A 20,075-nucleotide genomic window follows, 5' to 3' on the forward strand; every position below is an offset into this window, starting at 1 on the left:
ATACGAGCCACTGATTTCAGCCTTGCGCGGTGACCCATGAAGCCCAGCTCCCTGTCCTTCCTCGCCCTCGCGCTCGCGTCCACCGTGCTGACGGCGCTGCCCGCGGCCACACCGGTGAGCGCCCAGGAACTGCAGCCCGGTGAAACCGTGCTGGAGCGCCGCCGTCCGGAGGTCGAACAGCTCGGCATCCGCGCCGGATCGTTCCGTATCCTGCCGCGCATCGAGACCGGCCTGACCTATGAAAGCAACGTCTTCGCGACCGAGAACAACACCCGCGACGACTTCATCTGGGTCACCCAGCCGCGCGTCGACGTGCGTTCGGATTTCAACAACCATGCCCTGAACTTCTCGGCCTCCGGCAACATCGGCCGCTTCTTCGATTACTCGTCGGAGAACTACGCCGATTACCGGGCGCAGGTGGACGGCCGCTACGACATCACCCGCGACTCGTCGGTCAGCGGCCTGCTGTTCAGCCGCCGCGACCACGAGGGGCGGTCCGACCCGAACTTCGACGTGTCGCTGGCCACCGGCACCGTGGTGCCGCGCTTTGCGGAGCCGGTGAACTACTTCACCCACGGCGGCGAGGCGTCGTTCAACCAGCGCTTCAACCGCGTGCGCGTCCGCCTGACCGGCGGCGCCCAGTACACCTCCTACCAGGACGCCGAGCTGAGCAACGGGCGGACGGAGTCGCAGGAGGACCGCGACCGCTGGAGCTACACGGGCACCGCCCGCGTCGGCTACGAGTTCATCCAGGGCTACGAGGCCTTCGTCCAGGGCTCCTACAACTGGACTAATTATCGGCTGAGCCAGGACTTCGGCGGCGTCAACCGCGACTCGGACGGCTACGAGGTCGTCGGCGGCCTGTCCACCGACCTGACCGGCCTGATCAACGGCGAGATCTATGCCGGCTATCTGAGCCGGACCTACGACGATCCGACGCTGAAGGACTTCGGCGGTCTGGCCGTAGGCGGCCGGCTGAACTGGTCGGTGACCCAGCTCACCTCGGTCACCGGTTCGCTCAGCCGTCAGGTCCGGGAATCGACCTACGCCCGCGGCAGCCAGGTCGCGTCGAGCTACAACCGCACCGTCGCCGCCATCGGCGTGGATCACGAGCTTCTGCGCACCCTGCTGCTGAACGCCCGCGTCCAATGGCGCCAGGACGACTTCAACGGCGTGGACCGCACCGACGACGTCTACACGCTGGGCGCCGGCGCCAGCTACCAGCTCAGCCGCTATGTCTTCGTGAATGGCGGTTATACTTACGAAAAGCGTAACTCGAACCTCAGTGGTTTCGATTACTCCGACAATCTGGTCTATCTGCGCGTCGGCGCTCAGATGTAATCGGGTCGTTCAAGGGATACGGAAGGGGCGTCCATCCGCCGATGGACGCCCCTTTTGCATTTCCGCCTATACGGTGACGCGAATCCTTTTCCTCCGTTGGCGTTACTTCCTCTCCACTTTTTCCCAAGCGCGTGCGAGTTGCTAGTCTCCCTCCGTGACCGCTCAGGGTTCGGCCGTTCCGTCCGCGGACGGCTGGCCCGATGTCCTCACGAGCCATGGAAGGGTAAGGGATGAATCGACGTAACGTGTTCCGCGCGCTCGGAATGACCGTGGTCGCCGCCGCGATGGTCGGCTGCGCCGGTGGCCAGGATGCCCCTCTCGAACCGCCCGGCGTCGCCCAGATGACGGATTACCGCCTGGGGGCCGGCGACGCGCTGCGCGTCATCGTCTTTGGCGAGGAGCAGCTCTCCGGCGAGTTCCGCGTCGACGGTTCGGGCAAGGTCGCCATGCCGCTGATCGGCGAGGTGACGGCCCGCGGCCATACCCCGCGCGAACTGGAGACCGACATTTCCAAGCGCCTGTCGCAGGGCTACGTGCGCGACGCCAAGGTCAGCGTGGAGGTGCTGAACCACCGGCCCTTCTTCATCCTGGGCGAGGTCCGCAACCCCGGCCAGTACCAGTACGTCAACGGCATGACCGCCCTGTCCGCGGTGGCGATGGCCGGCGGCTACACCTACCGCGCCAAGGAGGACTACGTCCTGATCACGCGCGGTGCCGATCCCAAGAAGGAGCTGCGCCGCGCTCCGATCACCACCCCGGTGATGCCCGACGACGTGCTGCGCGTGCCGGAGCGCTATTTCTGATCGACGACCGACTCCGAACACCCGCCAGACGGTCCATCGGACGGCCCATTTGTTTCGGAAAACTGGGGCAGGCGCCCCAACACCATTCGACGCCATGACGATGTCCCTCTTCCCGCCAGGAAGAGGGACATTTTTTTTGCGCGGCAGCTTTCTCTCGCCACGGCGGTCACCCGTCGTCGCGGGTACCGTCGCCGAAGGGAAGGTCGCCTCTGCGGAAGGCGTCGGCGCCCTTGGAATGACCCGACGGTGCGCGGGCCTCGGGAGTGGCGGGAACGTGAGCGCTGGCGGCGGGAGGCGGTCGGGTACCCGCGGCCTCGTCGTCGGTGCCCAGCGGGGCCGCGGCGGGGTCGGCGGCGGGGATCTTGTCGCCGGTCAGGCCCTTGTCGATGGCGTCGCGCAAGCGCTGCGCCCCGGCGTTGGGGGTGTCGGAGTTTTCCATAAAGATGCCTGGGTCGGTTGCGGGAAGGATCGTCCCTTCTCCAACCGGTGCTCGGATGCAGGGTTCCCCGGATGAGGCGGCATGGTCGCCTCAGGAGCGCAGGGCGTCCCGGTCGGTCTCGTCCAGGCTGTCGAGCCATTCGTCCATGGAAATCATCGGCGGCTCGTCGCCGGCGCGCCGGGCGGTTTCCACCAGATCGGTGTCGGCGGTGTTGGAATGGACGATGAACCACAGCATCAGCCGATTCGCGTCGTCGTCGGTCACCGGATCGCCGCGCTTCGCGGTGTCCACCAAGGCGTCGATGCTGGCGAGGTAGCTGCGGTGGGCGTGCTCGTGCCGTTCCCGCCGCTCCGCGCCCAGGACGACCATCTCCGCCGCCTCCGTTGCGAAATGCTCCGCCACCTCGCGCCGGAGCGCGGTCAGTTCCACCAACCCAAACAGAGCGCCCCCGGTCATTGCCGACAGGAGGTCGAGAATGGCGCCGTGCTCCGCGTCGATGACGCCGGAACCGGTCGGGATCAGGGAGCAGCCGTCGTGGGCGCGCGTCATGGGACGAAGCCGGGCGTTGGTCTGGCGGGAGGAAAAGCTGGTGCCGGTTGCAGGGCTCGAACCCGCGACCTTCGGTTTACAAAACCGCTGCTCTACCAACTGAGCTAAACCGGCGTGCCGCACGGCCAGACCGCGGCGGGCGCTTACACTAGCGTCCCGCGCGGTTTGCGGCAAGCCTCACCTGCGCGGCGCGTTCGGCGACGCGTCAGCGCAGCCGGGCGACCTCGTAGAGGGCGACGGCGGCAGCGTTTGAGACGTTCAGGCTGCCCACGGGCCCCTGCGTCGGCAGGCGGGCGATGATGTCGCAGCGCTCCATGGTCAGGCGGCGCAACCCCGCGCCCTCGGCCCCCAGCACCAGAGCGGTGCGGCCCGTCAGGTTGCATTGCGCGAGCGTGCTCTGCCCCGACTCGGCGAGGCCGACGGTCCAGAAGCCGGCTTGCTGGAGGTCGGCCAGCGCGCGGGCGAGGTTGGTGACCCGCACCAGCGGCACCGACTCCAGCGCTCCCGAGGCGCTCTTGGCGAGGACGCCGGTGGTCTCCGGCGCGTTGCGCTCCGTCACCACCACCGCCTTGGCGCCGAAGGCCGAGGCGGAGCGCAGGACGGCGCCGACGTTGTGCGGGTCTGTCACCTGGTCGAGGACGACGATGAGCGCCGACGGGTCCGAATCGGCCTCCGCACAGAGATCCTCGATCCCGGTCTCCTCCAGGGGGGCGACGTCCACCGCCACGCCCTGGTGCACGGCGCCCGGCGGCAGCATGCGGTCCAGGTCGTTGCGGTCGGCCGGCATCAGGCCGGGACGCTGCAGCCCGCGCGCCTTGGCCTGGGCCAGCACCGGCTCCAGCGCGGCGCGGCCCGCCTCCGTCGCGATCAGGCGGTGGATGCGACGCTCCGGGTTCAGCCACGCCGCCGACACCGGGTGCAGGCCGTAGAGCAGGACGCCCTGCGCGCCGCGCCCGGGGGAAGAGCGGTCGCCGCGCGACTCGCGGTGGGACGGGGAGTGGTTCTTGGCCGGGGCAGGGGGCTGGCCGTGGGGCGCGGATGGCTTCTTCGAACGGGTCATGGTGTCCGGCTGGAGGGGGCAGGCCTAAGCCCGCCGCGGTTATTCACAGTTTTCTGGTTTGGACTGCTTCAGACGTGTTGACAAGGCCTGAAAAATTCTCATAGTGCCGAACTCCGCGGCGGGCATGTCCCGCAGCGGGCCTGAGGAAGGGTGGCCGAGTGGTTAAAGGCAGCAGACTGTAAATCTGCCCGCGTACGCGTACGCTGGTTCGAATCCAGCCCCTTCCACCACTACATTCCACGGCTTGTCCGTGATCGCAGTTCCCGGTCGATAGCGCCGGGCGGGGCATGGCAGGCGGGTGTAGCTCAATGGTAGAGCAGAAGCCTTCCAAGCTTACGACGGGGGTTCGATTCCCCTCACCCGCTCCAATCCCCCCGCGCTAAGGGAAATGTCGGTCTCGGCCGGGCCATTGTGTGCGTCCGGAACGTCGGGAACGAAAGACCAAAGCGATGGCGAAGGCAAAGTTTGAGCGGAACAAGCCGCACTGCAACATTGGCACGATCGGCCACGTCGACCACGGCAAGACGTCGCTGACGGCGGCGATCACGAAGGTGCTGGCCGAGAGCGGCGGCGCGACCTTCACCGCCTACGACCAGATCGACAAGGCGCCGGAAGAGAAGGCGCGTGGCATCACGATCTCGACCGCGCACGTCGAGTACGAGACGACCAACCGCCACTACGCCCACGTCGATTGCCCGGGCCACGCCGACTACGTGAAGAACATGATCACGGGCGCCGCGCAGATGGACGGCGCGATCCTGGTCGTGTCGGCCGCCGACGGCCCGATGCCGCAGACCCGCGAGCACATCCTGCTGGCCCGCCAGGTCGGCGTGCCGGCGCTGGTGGTGTTCATGAACAAGGTCGACATGGTCGACGATCCGGAGCTGCTCGAGCTGGTCGAGATGGAGGTGCGCGAGCTGCTGTCCTCCTACCAGTTCCCGGGCGACGACATTCCGATCGTCAAGGGCTCGGCGCTGTGCGCGCTGGAGGACCGTTCGCCGGAGATCGGCCGTGACGCGATCCTCAAGCTGATGGCCGAGGTCGACCAGTACATCCCGCAGCCGGAGCGTCCGAAGGACCGTCCGTTCCTGATGCCGATCGAGGACGTGTTCTCGATCTCGGGCCGCGGCACCGTGGTGACCGGCCGCGTCGAGCGCGGCATCGTCAAGGTCGGCGAGGAAGTCGAGATCGTCGGTCTGAAGACGACGGTCAAGACCACCGTGACCGGCGTCGAGATGTTCCGCAAGCTGCTCGACTCGGGTGAGGCCGGCGACAACATCGGCGCGCTGCTGCGCGGCACCAAGCGTGAGGACGTCGAGCGCGGCCAGGTTCTGGCCAAGCCGGGCAGCATCACGCCGCACACCACCTTCAAGGCCGAGGCCTACATCCTGACAAAGGAAGAGGGTGGCCGTCACACGCCGTTCTTCACCAACTACCGTCCGCAGTTCTACTTCCGCACGACCGACGTGACGGGCATGGTGAAGCTGCCGGAAGGCACCGAGATGGTGATGCCGGGCGACAACATCTCCATGGAAGTCGAGCTGATCGCTCCGATCGCCATGGACGAGGGCCTGCGCTTCGCCATCCGCGAGGGTGGCCGCACCGTCGGCGCCGGCGTCGTTGCCTCGATCATCAAGTAAGTTGAGGAGTCGATCCCGCCGCCGTTCCCCCGTGGTTCGGCGGCGGGGTTGATCCCTGTCGATTTCGGCATGCCGGCCGATAAAAAGGCTAGCAAGCCACGCGGCTATGCGCTATAAGCTCCGCTCCCCGCCGGGGGTAGAGCCTGCGGCGATAGGAGTGTAGCTCAATTGGTAGAGCACCGGTCTCCAAAACCGGGGGCTGGGGGTTCGAGCCCCTCCACTCCTGCCACGCCGTACCGAACCAGAACGGGCCGCTGACCGCGCCCTACACGTCGCACCGGAGCCCGCACGGTCTACGATGGCTAAAGTGAACCCCGCAGAATTCGCGCGCGACGTCCGCCGCGAGGTGGCCAAGGTCACCTGGCCGACGCGCAAGGAAACCGGCGTGACGACCGCCATGGTGTTCGTCATGGTGGTGCTGGCTTCGCTGTTCTTCCTCGTCGTGGATCAGGTGCTGGCCTTCGCCGTCCGTATGATCCTTGGGCTGGGAGCCTGATCGCCATGGCCGCGCGCTGGTACGTCGTTCACGTCTATTCGGGCTTCGAGAAGAAGGTTTCCCAGGCCATCCGCGAGAAGGCGGCTCAGAAAGGTCTGGAAGACAAGTTCGAAGAAATCCTGGTGCCGACCGAGGAAGTGGTCGAGGTGCGCCGGGGTTCCAAGATCAACACCGAGCGGAAGTTCTTCCCCGGCTACGTCCTCATCAAGATGGATTTGACGGACGAGTCCTGGCATCTCGTGAAGAACACGCCGAAGGTCACCGGGTTCCTGGGTGGTGGCGGCAAACCGCAGCCGATCAGCCAGCGCGAAGCCGAGCGGATCATCCATCAGGTGCAGGAAGGCTTTGAGCGCCCCAAGCCCTCGATCACCTTCGAGGTGGGCGAGCAGGTTCGTGTGAGCGACGGCCCCTTCACCTCCTTCAACGGCATCGTCGAGGAAGTCGACGAGGAGAAGGCCCGCCTCAAGGTGGCGGTGTCGATCTTCGGCCGCTCCACGCCGGTCGAACTGGAATACACCCAGGTCGAGAAGGTCTGAGACAATCGAGTTTCCTGGAACACATGATCAAAAGTCATGTGTTCCTTTCTGCTGCGGAAGGCCCGCCATAGCCGCACCGCAAAGCCCCGCGACGCCGGACAGCGTATCGTGGCGTCGTATCTGGAGGTTGTGACATGGCAAAGAAAATCGTCGGCTTCATCAAGCTGCAGGTTCCGGCCGGCAAGGCGAATCCGTCGCCGCCCATCGGCCCGGCGCTCGGTCAGCGCGGCCTGAACATCATGGAGTTCTGCAAGGCGTTCAACGCCAAGACGCAGGACCTGGAAGTCGGTATGCCGATCCCGGTGGTCATCACCGCCTACGGCGACCGCACCTTCACCTTCGTCACGAAGACCCCGCCGGTCAGCTACTTCCTGAAGAAGGCCGCTGGCATCGACAAGGGTTCGCAGACCACCGGCAAGGGCGCTTTCGCCGGCAAGATCACGAAGACCCAGATTCGTGACATCGCCGAGAAGAAGATGAAGGACCTGAACGCCCACGACGTCGACGCGGCCGCGAGCATGATCGCCGGTTCCGCCCGTTCGATGGGCCTCGAAGTGGTGGAGGGCTGATCCCATGGCGAAGCTCGGCAAGCGTCTGACCGATTCCTACAAGAAGGTCGACCGCGAGGCGCTCTACTCGCTGGAAGGCGCCGTCTCCCTGCTGAAGGGCCTGCCCAAGGCGAAGTTCGATGAGACCATCGAAATCGCCATGAACCTGGGCATCGACCCGCGTCACGCCGACCAGATGGTCCGCGGCGTGGTGAACCTGCCGAACGGTACCGGCAAGACCGTGCGCGTCGCCGTGTTCGCCAAGGGCACCAAGGCGGACGACGCCCTGGCCGCCGGCGCGGACATCGTCGGCGCCGACGATCTGGCCGAGAAGATCCTGGCCGGCAACATCGACTTCGATCGCTGCATCGCGTCTCCGGACATGATGGGCGTCGTCGGCAAGCTCGGTAAGGTCCTCGGCCCGCGCGGCCTGATGCCGAACCCGAAGCTCGGCACCGTGACCCCCGACGTGGCCGGCGCCGTCAAGGCCGCCAAGGCCGGCGCCGTGGAGTTCCGCGCCGAGAAGACCGGCATCGTGCACGCCGGCGTCGGCAAGGCCAGCTTCTCGGAAGAGGCCCTGGTGCAGAACATCCGCGCCTTCGTGGATGCCATCACCCGCGCCAAGCCGACCGGTGCCAAGGGCCAGTACCTGCTGAAGGTCTCGCTGTCCTCGACCATGGGGCCGGGCCTGAAGCTGGATCTGTCCACTCTGGCCGCCACGGCCTGAGTGACCTGAGTTTCGCCGCCGGCTCCCTCGGGACCGGCGGCGATCGGGTGTCCCTGCGGGGGCGCCCACCCTGTCCAAGACCGCTGGTGCCGGCGCCTCTCCAGAGGCAAGGGCTTAAACCCGCCAGAGCAGACAGGAGTTGAACCGTTAACCACGCGGGCTTGCCCGCGGTTCAGGAACGGCTCGAACTTCTGGGACAGGTTCGCCGGGGCTCCCGACCGCAAGGGAAGGGGCCTCTCGTAAACCTCTGTGCAAGGAGGCGATCCGTGGATCGTACACAAAAAGAAGCGACGATCGCGGACCTGCAGTCGAAGCTCCAGGACACGGGCCTGGTGGTGGTCACCCACCATCTGGGCCTGACGGTGGCGGAAGTCACCGACCTGCGTGGCAAGATGCGGGCCGCGGGCGCGGGCTTCAAGGTGACGAAGAACCGGCTCGCCCGTCGCGCCCTTCAGGGCACGCAGTTCGAAGGTCTGGACGGTCTCTTCAAGGGGCCGACCGCGATCGCCTACTCGAAGGACCCGGTGGCCGCCGCCAAGGTGGTGGCCGACTACGCCAAGTCCAACGAGAAGCTGAAGATCGTCGGTGCCGCTCTCGGCAACCAGGTCCTCGACGCGGAGGGAGTGAAGGCTCTCGCCACGCTCCCGTCGCTGGACGAACTGCGCGCCAAGCTCGTGGGCATGATCCAGACCCCGGCGACCCGCATCGCCGGCGTTCTCCAGGCTCCGGGCGGCCAGGTCGCCCGCGTGCTGGCGGCCTACGCGAAGAAGGACGAGGCGGCCTGAGCCGCATCCGTCTAACTCTCTACCCATCCCAGAACATCGAGTTGTTGGAGCATTAAAATGGCTGATCTGCAGAAGCTGGTCGACGATCTCTCGGCCCTGACCGTCATCGAGGCCGCCGAGCTGTCGAAGCTGCTGGAAGAGAAGTGGGGCGTTTCCGCCGCCGCTCCGGTGGCCGTTGCCGCCGCCGCCGGCCCGGCCGCCGCCGCTGCCCCGGTCGAGGAGCAGACCGAGTTCAACGTGATCCTCGCCGACGCCGGCGACAAGAAGATCAACGTGATCAAGGAAGTCCGCGCCATCACCGGCCTGGGCCTGAAGGAAGCCAAGGACCTGGTCGAAGGCGCTCCGAAGCCGGTCAAGGAAGGCGTGTCGAAGGACGAGGCCGCCAAGATCAAGAAGCAGCTTGAAGAGGCCGGCGCGAAGGTCGATATTAAGTAAGACCGTCTTGCTGCGACGGATAAGACATATCCACGCCGGACGGCGGCTGGTCCCCGAGGGGGCCCGCCGCCGCACGGCGTTTTCTGCCTTCCACCGGACCGGGCTTCCCGGTCCGGCTCTTTCCGTCCCTGCATAAGGGGCGGGCCGCGCGATCATCGCCGCGTCGCGGCGAGCACTCTGGTTCGCGTGCTTCTGGTCGAGCGTACTCACGATTCTGACGTTTGGGGACATCCATGGCCAAATCCTTTACGGGTCGAAAGCGTGTTCGGAAGAGCTTCGGGCGCATCCCGGAAGTCACCCAGATGCCCAACCTCATCGAGGTGCAGCGCAGCTCCTACGATCACTTCCTGCAAATGGACGTCCCGCCGGAGAAGCGGGCCAACCTGGGTCTGCAGGAGGTGTTCCGGTCGGTGTTCCCGATCAAGGACTTCTCCGACCGCGCCGTCCTCGACTTCGTGAAGTACGAGCTTGAGCAGCCGAAGTATGACGTCGAAGAGTGCCAGCAGCGCGGCATGACCTTCGCCGCCCCGCTGAAGGTGACCCTGCGCCTCTCCGTCTTCGACGTGGAAGAGGACACGGGCCTGCGCTCGATCCGCGACATCAAGGAGCAGGACGTCTACATGGGCGACATGCCCCTGATGACGGCCAACGGCACCTTCATCATCAACGGCACCGAGCGCGTCATCGTCTCCCAGATGCATCGCAGCCCGGGCGTCTTCTTCGACCACGACAAGGGCAAGACCCACTCGTCGGGCAAGTATCTCTTCGCCGCCCGCGTGATCCCGTACCGCGGCTCCTGGCTCGACTTCGAGTTCGACGCCAAGGACCTCGTCTACGTGCGCATCGACCGCCGCCGCAAGCTGCCGGCCACCACGCTGCTGTTCGCCCTGGACGGCGCGGAGACCGAGGCGCTGCGCGCCGAGCGGAAGGCCCAGAAGAAGGACCTGCTGCCCTACGAGGCGCAGGGCATGTCGAAGGAAGAGATCCTCAATTTCTTCTACGAGACGATCACCTACACCCGCGCGTCGGGCGGCTGGAAGACCCCCTTCAACGCCGACCGCATGAAAGGCGTGAAGGTCGCCTCCGACCTCGTGGACGCGACTTCCGGCCAAGTCGTCGCCGAGGCCGGCACCAAGATGACGCCGCGCCTGATCAAGAAGCTGGTCGAGGGCGGTCTCACCGAGCAGCTCGTCTCCACCGAGGAGCTGACCGGCCGCTACCTCGCCGTCGACATCATCAACGAGCGGACCGGCGAAGTCCTGTTCGAAGCCGGTGACGAATTGTCGGCCAGCGACCTCGACAAGCTGGAGAAGGCCGGCGTCGACGAGCTGCCGGTGCTGGCGATCGACCATCTCAACGTCGGCGCCTACATCCGCAACACGATGGCCGCCGACCGCAACGCGTCCCGCGAGGACGCGCTGATCGACATCTACCGCGTCATGCGTCCGGGCGAGCCGCCGACCCTGGAGTCGGCCGAGGCGCTGTTCGCCGGCCTGTTCTTCGACAGCGAGCGTTACGACCTGTCGGCGGTGGGCCGCGTCAAGATGAACGCGCGCCTGAACTTCCAGACCGACGACAGCGTCCGCGTCCTGCGCAAGCAGGACATCATGTCGATCCTCAAGGTTCTGGTGAACCTGAAGGACGGCCGCGGCGAGATCGACGACATCGACCATCTCGGCAACCGCCGCGTCCGCTCGGTCGGCGAGCTGATGGAGAACCAGTACCGCGTCGGCCTGCTGCGCATGGAGCGCGCGATCCGCGAGCGCATGAGCTCGGTCGAGATCGACACGGTCATGCCGCACGACCTGATCAACGCCAAGCCGGCGGCGGCGGCGGTGCGCGAGTTCTTCGGCTCCTCGCAGCTCTCGCAGTTCATGGACCAGACCAACCCGCTGTCCGAGATCACGCACAAGCGTCGTCTCTCGGCCCTCGGCCCGGGCGGTCTGACCCGCGAGCGCGCCGGCTTCGAGGTGCGCGACGTGCACCCGACGCATTACGGCCGCATCTGCCCGATTGAGACGCCCGAAGGTCCGAACATCGGTCTGATCAACTCGCTGGCGACCTACGCCCGCGTGAACCAGTACGGCTTCATCGAGAGCCCGTACCGCAAGGTTCAGGACGGGCGCGTCACCGACGAGGTGGTCTACCTCTCCGCCATGGAGGAGGGCCGCTACGTCGTCGCCCAGGCGAACGCCGAGCTGGACGCGGACAACCGCTTCGCCGCTGACCTCGTGTCGTGCCGGCAGGGTGGCGAATACCTGATGTTCCGTCCGGAGGCCATCGACCTGATCGACGTGTCGCCGAAGCAGCTCGTCTCCGTCGCCGCGGCGCTGATCCCGTTCCTCGAGAACGACGACGCGAACCGCGCGCTGATGGGCTCGAACATGCAGCGTCAGGCGGTGCCGCTGGTCAAGGCCGACGCGCCGCTGGTCGGCACGGGCATGGAGGCCACGGTGGCCCGCGACAGCGGCGTGACCATCGTCGCCAAGCGCAAGGGCATCGTCGACCAGATCGACGCGACCCGCATCGTGGTCCGGGCGACCGACTCGTCCGACGCCACGGCGCCGGGCGTGGACATCTACAACCTGCTGAAGTTCCAGCGTTCCAACCAGAACACCTGCATCACCCAGCGTCCGCTGGTGAAGGTGGGTGACCGCGTGGCGGCCGGCGACATCATCGCCGACGGCCCCTCGACGGAGCTGGGCGAGCTGGCGCTGGGCCGCAACGTGCTCGTCGCCTTCATGCCGTGGAACGGCTACAACTTCGAGGACTCGATCCTCATCAACGAGCGCATCGTCAAGGACGACGTCTTCACCTCGATCCACATCGAGGAGTTCGAGGTCATGGCCCGCGACACCAAGCTGGGCCAGGAGGAAATCACCCGCGACATTCCGAACGTCGGTGAGGAAGCCCTCAAGAACCTCGACGAGGCCGGCATCGTCTACATCGGCGCCGAGGTCCGTCCGGGCGACATCCTGGTCGGCAAAGTGACGCCGAAGGGCGAAAGCCCGATGACTCCGGAAGAGAAGCTGCTGCGCGCCATCTTCGGCGAGAAGGCGTCCGATGTCCGCGACACCTCGCTGCGCCTGCCGCCGGGCGTCGCCGGGACGATCGTCGAGGTCCGCGTCTTCAGCCGCCGCGGCGTCGACAAGGACGAGCGCGCCCTGGCGATCGAGCGCGCCGAGATCGAGAAGCTGGCCAAGGACCGCGACGACGAGCGCGCGATCCTGGAGCGCAGCTTCTACACCCGCTTGAAGGAGGTCATCCTCGGCCAGACCGCGCAGTCCGGTCCGAAGGGCATGAAGGCCGGCACGGTCCTCACCGACGCCGAGCTGGCGAACCTGACCAAGGGTCAGTGGCGTCAGATCTCCATCGCCGACGAGCAGGTGATGGAGACGGTGGAGAGCCTGGGCAAGGTCTTCGACGACTCGATCCAGGCGCTGCAGAACCGCTTCGAGAACAAGGTCGAGAAGCTGCAGCGCGGCGACGAACTGCCGCCGGGCGTGATGAAGATGGTCAAGGTCTTCGTCGCGGTGAAGCGCAAGCTGCAGCCGGGCGACAAGATGGCCGGCCGCCACGGCAACAAGGGTGTGGTTTCCCGCATCCTGCCGCAGGAGGACATGCCCTACCTGGAGGACGGCCAGCCGGTCGATCTGGTGCTGAACCCGCTGGGCGTGCCGTCGCGCATGAACATCGGTCAGATCCTGGAGACGCACCTGGGCTGGGCCTCGGCCGGCCTGGGCAAGCAGATCGGCCGCGCCATCGACCAGTACCGCCTCGCCATGAAGGGCCGCGGCGACGCCGCCCAGACCATGGACGGGCTGCGCATCACGCTGAAGGAAGCCTACGGCCAGAAGGTCTACGATGACCAGATCGCCGACATGACCGAAGGCGAGCTGCTGGAGCTGGGTGGCAACCTGCGCAAGGGCGTTCCCTTCGCCACGCCGGTCTTCGACGGCGCGCGCGAGGAGGACATCTGCCAGCAGCTCGAGAAGGCGGGTCTGGACCGCTCCGGTCAGGTCACCCTGATCGACGGGCGCACCGGCGAGGCTTTCGACCGCAAGGTGACCGTCGGCTACATCTACATGCTGAAGCTGCACCACCTCGTGGACGACAAGATCCACGCGCGCTCGATCGGTCCCTACTCGCTGGTCACCCAGCAGCCGCTGGGCGGTAAGGCCCAGTTCGGCGGACAGCGGTTCGGTGAGATGGAGGTGTGGGCGCTCGAAGCCTACGGCGCCGCCTACACGCTGCAGGAGATGCTCACGGTCAAGTCGGACGACGTGTCCGGCCGCACCAAGGTCTACGAGGCGATCGTCCGCGGTGACGACAACTTCGAGGCGGGCATCCCTGAGTCCTTCAACGTTCTGGTCAAGGAGCTGCGCTCCCTGGGCCTGAACGTCGAGCTGAACCAGCGGTCGTACTGAGCCAAAGAGACTTGAACCCGCCGGAGGAGGGGCCATGTTGGCCCCTTCCGGCGGGAACTGCCCTTAACCGACAACGCGGCGCTGCCAGCGGGAGACGGTCATGAACGAGTTGATGAACATTTTCGGCCAGGTCCAGGGTCCCCAGAGCTTCGATCAGATCCGCATTCAGATCGCGAGCCCCGAGCGCATCCGGTCCTGGTCGTTCGGCGAGATCAAGAAGCCGGAAACCATCAACTATCGCACTTTCAAGCCCGAGCGCGACGGCCTGTTCTGCGCCCGCATCTTCGGCCCGATCAAGGACTACGAGTGCTTGTGCGGCAAGTACAAGCGCATGAAGTACCGTGGCATCATCTGCGAGAAGTGCGGCGTCGAGGTGACGCTGTCGAAGGTCCGGCGCGAGCGCATGGGCCACATCGAACTCGCCTCGCCGGTCGCCCACATCTGGTTCCTGAAGTCCCTGCCGAGCCGCATCGGTCTGCTGCTCGACATGACGCTGAAGGATCTGGAGCGCATCCTCTATTTCGAGAACTACGTCGTCATCGAGCCGGGCCTGACCCCGCTGAAGCTCCACCAGCTTCTCAGCGAGGAGGAGTTTGTCTCCGCCCAGGACGAGTACGGCGAGGACGCCTTCACCGCCTCCATCGGTGCCGAGGCGCTGCGCATCATGCTGTCGGCGCTCGACATGGAGGAGGAGAAGAAGACCTGCCGCGAGGAGCTGCGGGACACCTCGTCCGAGGCCAAGCGCAAGAAGCTCGTGAAGCGGCTGAAGCTGATCGACGCCTTCCTGTCGTCGCAGTCGCGTCCGGAATGGATGATCCTGGAAGTGATTCCGGTGATCCCGCCGGAGCTGCGCCCGCTCGTCCCGCTGGACGGCGGCCGCTTCGCGACGTCTGACCTGAACGACCTGTACCGCCGCGTCATCAACCGCAACAACCGTCTGAAGCGGCTGATCGAGCTGAAGGCGCCGGACATCATCGTCCGCAACGAGAAGCGCATGCTGCAGGAGGCCGTCGACGCGCTGTTCGACAACGGCCGCCGCGGCCGCGTCATCACCGGCGCCAATAAGCGTCCGTTGAAGTCGCTGTCCGACATGCTGAAGGGCAAGCAGGGCCGCTTCCGTCAGAACCTGCTCGGCAAGCGCGTCGACTACTCGGGCCGTTCGGTCATCGTGGTCGGTCCGGAGCTGAAGCTGCACCAGTGCGGCCTGCCGAAGAAGATGGCGCTTGAGCTGTTCAAGCCCTTCATCTACGCGAAGCTGGAGCTGTACGGCCTCGCCTCGACCATCAAGGCCGCCAAGCGGATGGTCGAGAAGGAGCGTCCCGAGGTGTGGGACATCCTTGAGGAGGTCATCCGCGAGCATCCGGTGATGCTGAACCGCGCGCCGACGCTGCACCGCCTGGGCATCCAGGCCTTCGAGCCGACGCTGATCGAAGGCAAGGCGATCCAGCTCCACCCGCTGGTCTGCACCGCCTTCAACGCGGACTTCGACGGCGACCAGATGGCCGTGCACGTCCCGCTGAGCCTCGAGGCCCAGTTGGAAGCGCGCGTCCTGATGATGTCGACCAACAACATCCTGTCGCCCGCCAACGGCAAGCCGATCATCGTGCCGTCGCAGGACATCGTGCTGGGTCTCTACTACATCACGATGGACCGGCCGGGCGAGAAGGGCGAGGGCATGACCTTCGCCAACGTCGGCGAGATCGAGCAGGCGCTGGACGCCAAGGTCGTGACGCTGCACGCCAAGGTGAAGGCGCGCTACAAGGGCGTGGACGAGAACGGTGACGAGAAGATCTCCATCGTGGAGACGACTCCGGGCCGCATGCTGCTGTCCGAGATCCTGCCGCGCAACCCGGCGGTGCCCTTCGCGCTGATCAACCGCCTGCTGACCAAGAAGGACGTCGGCAACGTCATCGACGCCGTCTACCGCCACTGCGGTCAGAAGGAGACGGTGATCTTCGCCGACCGCCTGATGAAGCTCGGCTTCGGCCACGCCTGCCGCGCCGGCATCTCCTTCGGCAAGGATGACATGGTCATCCCCGAGGCGAAGAAGAAGCTGGTCAACGACAGCAAGGAGCGGGTGAAGGAGTTCGAGCAGCAGTATCTCGACGGCCTGATCACCCAGGGCGAGAAGTACAACAAGGTCGTCGACGTCTGGTCGGAATGCACCGAAAAGGTGGCGACGGAGATGATGAAGGTCATCTCCGACACCAAGCCGGGCAAGCCGGTCAACTCGGTCTACATGATGGCCCACTCCGGTGCGCGTGGCTCGGCCGCCCAGATCCGCCAGCTGGCGGGTATGCGCGGCCTCATGGCCAAGCCGTCGGGCGAGATCATCGAGACGCCGATCATCTCGAACTTCAAGGAAGGCCTGACCGTGCTGGAGTACTTCAACTCCACCCACGGCGCCCGCAAGGGTCTGGCCGACACCGCCTTGAAGACGGCGAACTCCGGTTACCTGACCCGTCGTCTCGTCGACGTGGCCCAGGATGCCATCATCGTCGAGACCGATTGCGGCACCGACAAGGGCATCACCGTCAAGGCGGTGATCGACGGCGGCGAGGTCATCTCCCCGCTGGGCGACCGCATCCTCGGCCGCACGGTGGTCGGCGACCTGATCGACCCGCTCAACGGCGAACTGATCGTGCCGAACGCCGGCCTGATCGACGAGGCCACGGTTGACCGCATCGAGCGTTCGGGAATCGACAGCGTCATGATCCGCTCGGTCCTGACCTGCGAGACCAAGGACGGCGTCTGCGCCAAGTGCTACGGCCGCGATCTGGCCCGCGGCACGCTGGTGAACGTCGGCGAGGCGGTCGGCGTCATCGCCGCCCAGTCGATCGGCGAGCCGGGCACGCAGCTCACCATGCGCACGTTCCACATCGGTGGCGCGGCGCAGCGCGGCGCGGAGCAGAGTCAGGTGGAGGCGGCGTTCGATGCCACGGTGCGGATCAACAACCGCAACGTCGTCATCAACTCCTCCAACATCCCGGTGGTCATGGGCCGCAACACCGAGGTGATCCTGCTCGACGAGCAGGGCCGCGAGCGGGCGCGTCACCGCGTCCCGTACGGTGCGAAGCTGCTGGCCGACGAGGGCGTGAAGGTCGAGCGCGGCCAGAAGCTGGCCGAGTGGGACCCCTACACCCTGCCGATCATCACCGAGCGCGAGGGTACCGCCCACTACGTGGACCTCGTGGAAGGCATCTCCATGCGCGAGGTGATGGACGAGGCGACCGGCATCTCGTCGAAGGTCGTGGTGGACTGGCGCCAGCAGCCGCGCGGTGCGGATCTGAAGCCGCGCATCACGCTGCGCGACGAGCGGGGCGAGATCATCACGCTCGCCAACGGTCTGGAGGCCCGCTACTTCATGTCGGTGGACGCCATTCTCTCGGTCGAGAACGGCGCCCACGTCCGGGCCGGCGACGTGCTGGCGCGTATCCCGCGCGAGTCGTCCAAGACCCGCGACATCACGGGCGGTCTGCCGCGCGTGGCCGAGCTGTTCGAGGCGCGCCGTCCGAAGGACTTCGCGATCATCTCGGACCTCGACGGCCGCGTGGAGTTCGGCAAGGACTACAAGACCAAGCGCCGCATCGTCGTCCGCAACGACGAGACGGGGGACGAGCGCGAGTATCTGATCCCGAAGGGCAAGCACATCTCCGTGCAGGAGGGTGACTATGTCCAGCGCGGCGACCTGCTGATGGACGGCAACCCGGTGCCGCACGACATCCTGTCGGTGATGGGCGTGGAAGCTCTGGCCAACTACCTCATCAACGAGATCCAGGACGTCTATCGACTGCAGGGCGTGAAGATCAACGACAAGCACATCGAGGTGATCGTTCGCCAGATGCTGCAGAAGGTCGAGATCACCGACGCCGGCGAGACCACCTTCCTGGTGGGCGAGCAGGTCGACCGCCAGGAGTTCGACGAGGAGAACGAGAAGACCGTCGCCGAGGGGCTGAAGCCGGCCGCCGGCCATCCGGTCCTGCAGGGCATCACCAAGGCGTCGCTGCAGACCCGGTCCTTCATCTCCGCCGCGTCGTTCCAGGAAACCACCCGCGTCCTCACGGAGGCGGCGGTGTCGGGCAAGACCGACAACCTGGAAGGCCTGAAGGAGAACGTGATCGTCGGCCGTCTGATCCCGGCGGGCACGGGCTCCGTCGTCAACCGCCTGAAGCAGATCGCCGCCGAGCGGGATCGCGCGATGGCGCTGGGCGAGGATGGCGAGGGCGAGGCTCCGGCCCTGCCGCATCCGGGCGAGAGCACCGCGGCCTGACGCTTCGGCGCATAGGGTAGGGCAGGGGGCGCGTTCCGCAGGGGACGCGCCCCTTTCTCGTTTGTCCAAGTGGGACTAACATCGTCCACTCCGCGTACAGGAGCCACCACGATGACCGAAAAAGCGCCCAGCTTCGGCCTCCTGCTGTTTCCCAACGTCACGCAGCTCGATCTTACCGGCCCTTACGAGGTGCTGGCTCGTGTGCCCGGCGCCCAAGTGCATCTGCTTTGGAAGACGCTCGATCCGGTGCGCTCCGACACAGGCCTAACGATCCTTCCCACCACCACCCTCGCCGAGGCACCGCCGCTCGACCTTCTCCTGGTGCCGGGAGGCGGCGGGATCAACGCGCTGCTGACCGACGGGGAGGTCTTGGCCTTCCTGGAGGAGCGGGCGTCGAGCACCCGCTATCTCTCCGGGATCTGCACCGGCTCGCTGGTCCTTGGCGCCGCCGGGTTGTTGGAGGGGAAGCGGGCCGGCACGCATTGGGCCTCCCGCGATTTCCTCGCCGCCTTCGGCGCCACGCCGGTGGCGGAGCGCGTGGTGGTGGACGGCGCTCTGTTCACCGGTGGCGGCGTGACCGCGGGAATCGATGTGGCGTTGCGGATCGTCGCCGACCTGTTCGGCGAAGAGACCGCGAGGCTCGTCCAACTGTCCATCGAATACGATCCCCACCCGCCCTTCGATGCGGGGTCGCCGGACGGAGCAGGGGAGGGTGTGACGACCGATCTTCTCGCCCGGATGCGCCCGATGCTGGAGGCGCGGGCCGCCGCCGTGACGGCGGGCGCGGAGGCGTTGCGCCGCCGCCGGTCGGCTCGCTCCGGCTGACACAGAAACGTCGTCGAAGCGCATGACGAACGGTCATCTGCGCGCTTGACGGGTCCCCGGCAGACCCATATAGTCCGCGAACTTCAAAAGGAGCCTCGGGAAGGTCTTTCGTCCATCCCGCCTGGCATCCGGCTGAACCCAAGCGACATAGCTGAACGACCGGGTCCTTGCGGACCCATCCGACGGCGTTCGACCATTGGGCCCGCTCGAAGCCCTCCAGGCTTCGCAGGCGGGCTTTTGCATCGTCCGGTCAACGCCGGGCGTTTTTCCAATCGGCCCGGCTCCGCCGGCCGAGTGACCTGAAGGGATGAAGGGCAGATATGCCGACGATCAACCAGTTGATCCGTAAGCCGCGCGAGCCCTTGGCCGCGCGCAATAAGGTTCCCGCGATGGAGGCGTGCCCGCAGAAGCGTGGCGTCTGCACCCGCGTCTATACGACCACGCCGAAGAAGCCGAACTCGGCTCTGCGTAAGGTCGCCCGCGTTCGCCTGACGAACGGCTTCGAAGTGACCTCCTACATCCCCGGTGAAGGCCATAACCTCCAGGAACACTCGGTGGTTATGATCCGCGGCGGCCGTGTGAAGGATCTTCCCGGCGTTCGCTACCACATCATCCGCGGCACGCTCGATACCCAGGGCGTGAAGGACCGTAAGCAGCGTCGTTCGAAGTACGGCGCGAAGCGTCCGAAGTAAGGAGTATTCACGATGTCCCGTCGTCGTCGCGCCGAGAAGCGTGAGGTCCTGCCGGACGCCAAGTATGGCGACCGCGTCCTGACCAAGTTCATGAACTGCCTGATGCTGGACGGCAAGAAGTCCGCCGCCGAGCGCATCGTTTACGGCGCGCTCAGCCGCATCGAGGCCAAGACCAAGAACGAGCCCGTTCAGGTCTTCCACGACGCCCTGCTGAACGTGAAGCCGCACCTCGAAGTGCGCTCGCGTCGCGTCGGTGGCGCCACCTACCAGGTTCCGGTCGAGGTCCGCACGGACCGCGCCCAGGCCCTGGCCATCCGTTGGCTCATCGGCGCCGCCCGCGCCCGCTCGGAAAACACCATGACCGAGCGTCTGTCGGGTGAGCTGCTGGATGCCGCCAACCAGCGTGGCACCGCCGTGAAGAAGCGCGAGGACACCCATCGTATGGCGGAAGCCAACAAGGCGTTCTCGCACTACCGCTGGTAAGGCACCCACCGGCCCAGGT

17 protein-coding genes and 4 tRNA genes are annotated in these 20,075 nt (G+C 66.3%); 17 read left to right on the forward strand and 4 right to left on the reverse strand.

Annotated elements, in window-relative coordinates; genetic code table 11:
- Window positions 1-36: 36 nt before the first annotated feature.
- Window positions 37-1,341 (forward strand): outer membrane beta-barrel protein, encoded by a 1,305-nt coding sequence (locus H0B54_RS08215; protein ID WP_188259936.1) that lies wholly within the window; start codon window positions 37-39, stop codon window positions 1,339-1,341.
- Window positions 1,342-1,571: 230 nt separating this feature from the next.
- Entirely contained in the window at window positions 1,572-2,144 is a 573-nt protein-coding gene (locus tag H0B54_RS08220; RefSeq protein ID WP_094306334.1) for a polysaccharide biosynthesis/export family protein, read from the forward strand.
- Between the two features lie 166 nt (window positions 2,145-2,310).
- Here H0B54_RS08220 and H0B54_RS08225 read toward each other — a convergent pair whose 3' ends face one another.
- The 4 genes from H0B54_RS08225 to rlmB form a co-directional block, all read right to left on the reverse strand.
- Entirely contained in the window at window positions 2,311-2,583 is a 273-nt protein-coding gene (locus H0B54_RS08225; RefSeq protein WP_188259937.1) for a hypothetical protein, read from the reverse strand.
- A 90-nt stretch (window positions 2,584-2,673) separates the two neighbouring features.
- On the reverse strand, window positions 2,674-3,132 hold the full coding sequence (locus H0B54_RS08230) for a hemerythrin family protein (protein ID WP_188259938.1): 459 nt from the start codon (window positions 3,130-3,132) through the stop codon (window positions 2,674-2,676).
- A gap of 38 nt (window positions 3,133-3,170) precedes the next feature.
- A tRNA-Thr gene (locus H0B54_RS08235) sits at window positions 3,171-3,246 on the reverse strand.
- A gap of 91 nt (window positions 3,247-3,337) precedes the next feature.
- Window positions 3,338-4,192: a 23S rRNA (guanosine(2251)-2'-O)-methyltransferase RlmB gene (gene rlmB, locus H0B54_RS08240; RefSeq protein WP_188259939.1), complete on the reverse strand. Its 855-nt coding sequence runs from the start codon at window positions 4,190-4,192 to the stop codon at window positions 3,338-3,340.
- 144 nt (window positions 4,193-4,336) lie between these two features.
- On the opposite strand from rlmB, the gene H0B54_RS08245 reads away from it, so the two are divergent.
- The 15 genes from H0B54_RS08245 (at window position 4,337) to rpsG (ending at window position 20,056) form a co-directional block, all read left to right on the forward strand.
- Window positions 4,337-4,422: transfer RNA gene (locus H0B54_RS08245), tRNA-Tyr, on the forward strand.
- Window positions 4,423-4,486: 64 nt separating this feature from the next.
- Window positions 4,487-4,560: transfer RNA gene (locus H0B54_RS08250), tRNA-Gly, on the forward strand.
- Between the two features lie 81 nt (window positions 4,561-4,641).
- Entirely contained in the window at window positions 4,642-5,832 is a 1,191-nt protein-coding gene (gene tuf, locus H0B54_RS08255) for an elongation factor Tu (protein ID WP_014241041.1), read from the forward strand.
- 153 nt (window positions 5,833-5,985) lie between these two features.
- Window positions 5,986-6,061, forward strand: a tRNA-Trp gene (locus H0B54_RS08260).
- Window positions 6,062-6,130: 69 nt separating this feature from the next.
- Complete coding sequence (secE, locus tag H0B54_RS08265; RefSeq protein ID WP_035675069.1) at window positions 6,131-6,328, forward strand: preprotein translocase subunit SecE; 198 nt, start codon at window positions 6,131-6,133, stop codon at window positions 6,326-6,328.
- A gap of 5 nt (window positions 6,329-6,333) precedes the next feature.
- Complete coding sequence (gene nusG, locus H0B54_RS08270; protein ID WP_038526785.1) at window positions 6,334-6,864, forward strand: transcription termination/antitermination protein NusG; 531 nt, start codon at window positions 6,334-6,336, stop codon at window positions 6,862-6,864.
- 134 nt (window positions 6,865-6,998) lie between these two features.
- Window positions 6,999-7,433: a 50S ribosomal protein L11 gene (gene rplK, locus H0B54_RS08275; RefSeq protein ID WP_188259940.1), complete on the forward strand. Its 435-nt coding sequence runs from the start codon at window positions 6,999-7,001 to the stop codon at window positions 7,431-7,433.
- A gap of 4 nt (window positions 7,434-7,437) precedes the next feature.
- Window positions 7,438-8,139, forward strand: coding sequence for a 50S ribosomal protein L1 (rplA, locus tag H0B54_RS08280; RefSeq protein ID WP_188259941.1), 702 nt, complete (start codon window positions 7,438-7,440; stop codon window positions 8,137-8,139).
- A gap of 266 nt (window positions 8,140-8,405) precedes the next feature.
- Window positions 8,406-8,924: a 50S ribosomal protein L10 gene (gene rplJ / locus H0B54_RS08285; protein WP_094306330.1), complete on the forward strand. Its 519-nt coding sequence runs from the start codon at window positions 8,406-8,408 to the stop codon at window positions 8,922-8,924.
- 57 nt (window positions 8,925-8,981) lie between these two features.
- The gene (gene rplL, locus H0B54_RS08290) at window positions 8,982-9,359 is read left to right on the forward strand and encodes a 50S ribosomal protein L7/L12 (RefSeq protein ID WP_094306329.1); all 378 of its coding nucleotides are present in this window, start codon (window positions 8,982-8,984) and stop codon (window positions 9,357-9,359) included.
- Between the two features lie 233 nt (window positions 9,360-9,592).
- A complete protein-coding gene (rpoB, locus tag H0B54_RS08295; RefSeq protein WP_188259942.1) occupies window positions 9,593-13,786 on the forward strand; it encodes a DNA-directed RNA polymerase subunit beta in 4,194 nt (1,397 codons plus the stop codon).
- A 100-nt stretch (window positions 13,787-13,886) separates the two neighbouring features.
- A complete protein-coding gene (gene rpoC / locus H0B54_RS08300) occupies window positions 13,887-18,056 on the forward strand; it encodes a DNA-directed RNA polymerase subunit beta' (protein ID WP_188259943.1) in 4,170 nt (1,389 codons plus the stop codon).
- Window positions 18,057-18,167: 111 nt separating this feature from the next.
- Entirely contained in the window at window positions 18,168-18,881 is a 714-nt protein-coding gene (locus H0B54_RS08305; RefSeq protein WP_188259944.1) for a DJ-1/PfpI family protein, read from the forward strand.
- 320 nt (window positions 18,882-19,201) lie between these two features.
- Window positions 19,202-19,573: a 30S ribosomal protein S12 gene (gene rpsL / locus H0B54_RS08310; protein ID WP_012973201.1), complete on the forward strand. Its 372-nt coding sequence runs from the start codon at window positions 19,202-19,204 to the stop codon at window positions 19,571-19,573.
- A 12-nt stretch (window positions 19,574-19,585) separates the two neighbouring features.
- Window positions 19,586-20,056, forward strand: a complete 471-nt coding sequence (gene rpsG / locus H0B54_RS08315) for a 30S ribosomal protein S7 (RefSeq protein WP_014241043.1) — start codon at window positions 19,586-19,588, stop codon at window positions 20,054-20,056.
- Window positions 20,057-20,075 lie beyond the last annotated feature (19 nt).

Source organism: Azospirillum tabaci (assembly GCF_014596085.1).
Classification (GTDB): domain Bacteria; phylum Pseudomonadota; class Alphaproteobacteria; order Azospirillales; family Azospirillaceae; genus Azospirillum; species Azospirillum tabaci.

Coding starts and splice junctions, on each gene's coding strand:
- H0B54_RS08215 (WP_188259936.1), top strand. CDS start 37: ATGAAGCCCAGCTCCCTGTCCTTCCTCGCCCTCGCGCTCGCGTCCACC.
- H0B54_RS08220 (WP_094306334.1), top strand. CDS start 1,572: ATGAATCGACGTAACGTGTTCCGCGCGCTCGGAATGACCGTGGTCGCC.
- H0B54_RS08225 (WP_188259937.1), bottom strand. CDS start 2,583: ATGGAAAACTCCGACACCCCCAACGCCGGGGCGCAGCGCTTGCGCGAC.
- H0B54_RS08230 (WP_188259938.1), bottom strand. CDS start 3,132: ATGACGCGCGCCCACGACGGCTGCTCCCTGATCCCGACCGGTTCCGGC.
- rlmB (WP_188259939.1), bottom strand. CDS start 4,192: ATGACCCGTTCGAAGAAGCCATCCGCGCCCCACGGCCAGCCCCCTGCC.
- tuf (WP_014241041.1), top strand. CDS start 4,642: ATGGCGAAGGCAAAGTTTGAGCGGAACAAGCCGCACTGCAACATTGGC.
- secE (WP_035675069.1), top strand. CDS start 6,131: ATGGCTAAAGTGAACCCCGCAGAATTCGCGCGCGACGTCCGCCGCGAG.
- nusG (WP_038526785.1), top strand. CDS start 6,334: ATGGCCGCGCGCTGGTACGTCGTTCACGTCTATTCGGGCTTCGAGAAG.
- rplK (WP_188259940.1), top strand. CDS start 6,999: ATGGCAAAGAAAATCGTCGGCTTCATCAAGCTGCAGGTTCCGGCCGGC.
- rplA (WP_188259941.1), top strand. CDS start 7,438: ATGGCGAAGCTCGGCAAGCGTCTGACCGATTCCTACAAGAAGGTCGAC.
- rplL (WP_094306329.1), top strand. CDS start 8,982: ATGGCTGATCTGCAGAAGCTGGTCGACGATCTCTCGGCCCTGACCGTC.
- rpoB (WP_188259942.1), top strand. CDS start 9,593: ATGGCCAAATCCTTTACGGGTCGAAAGCGTGTTCGGAAGAGCTTCGGG.
- rpoC (WP_188259943.1), top strand. CDS start 13,887: ATGAACGAGTTGATGAACATTTTCGGCCAGGTCCAGGGTCCCCAGAGC.
- H0B54_RS08305 (WP_188259944.1), top strand. CDS start 18,168: ATGACCGAAAAAGCGCCCAGCTTCGGCCTCCTGCTGTTTCCCAACGTC.
- rpsL (WP_012973201.1), top strand. CDS start 19,202: ATGCCGACGATCAACCAGTTGATCCGTAAGCCGCGCGAGCCCTTGGCC.
- rpsG (WP_014241043.1), top strand. CDS start 19,586: ATGTCCCGTCGTCGTCGCGCCGAGAAGCGTGAGGTCCTGCCGGACGCC.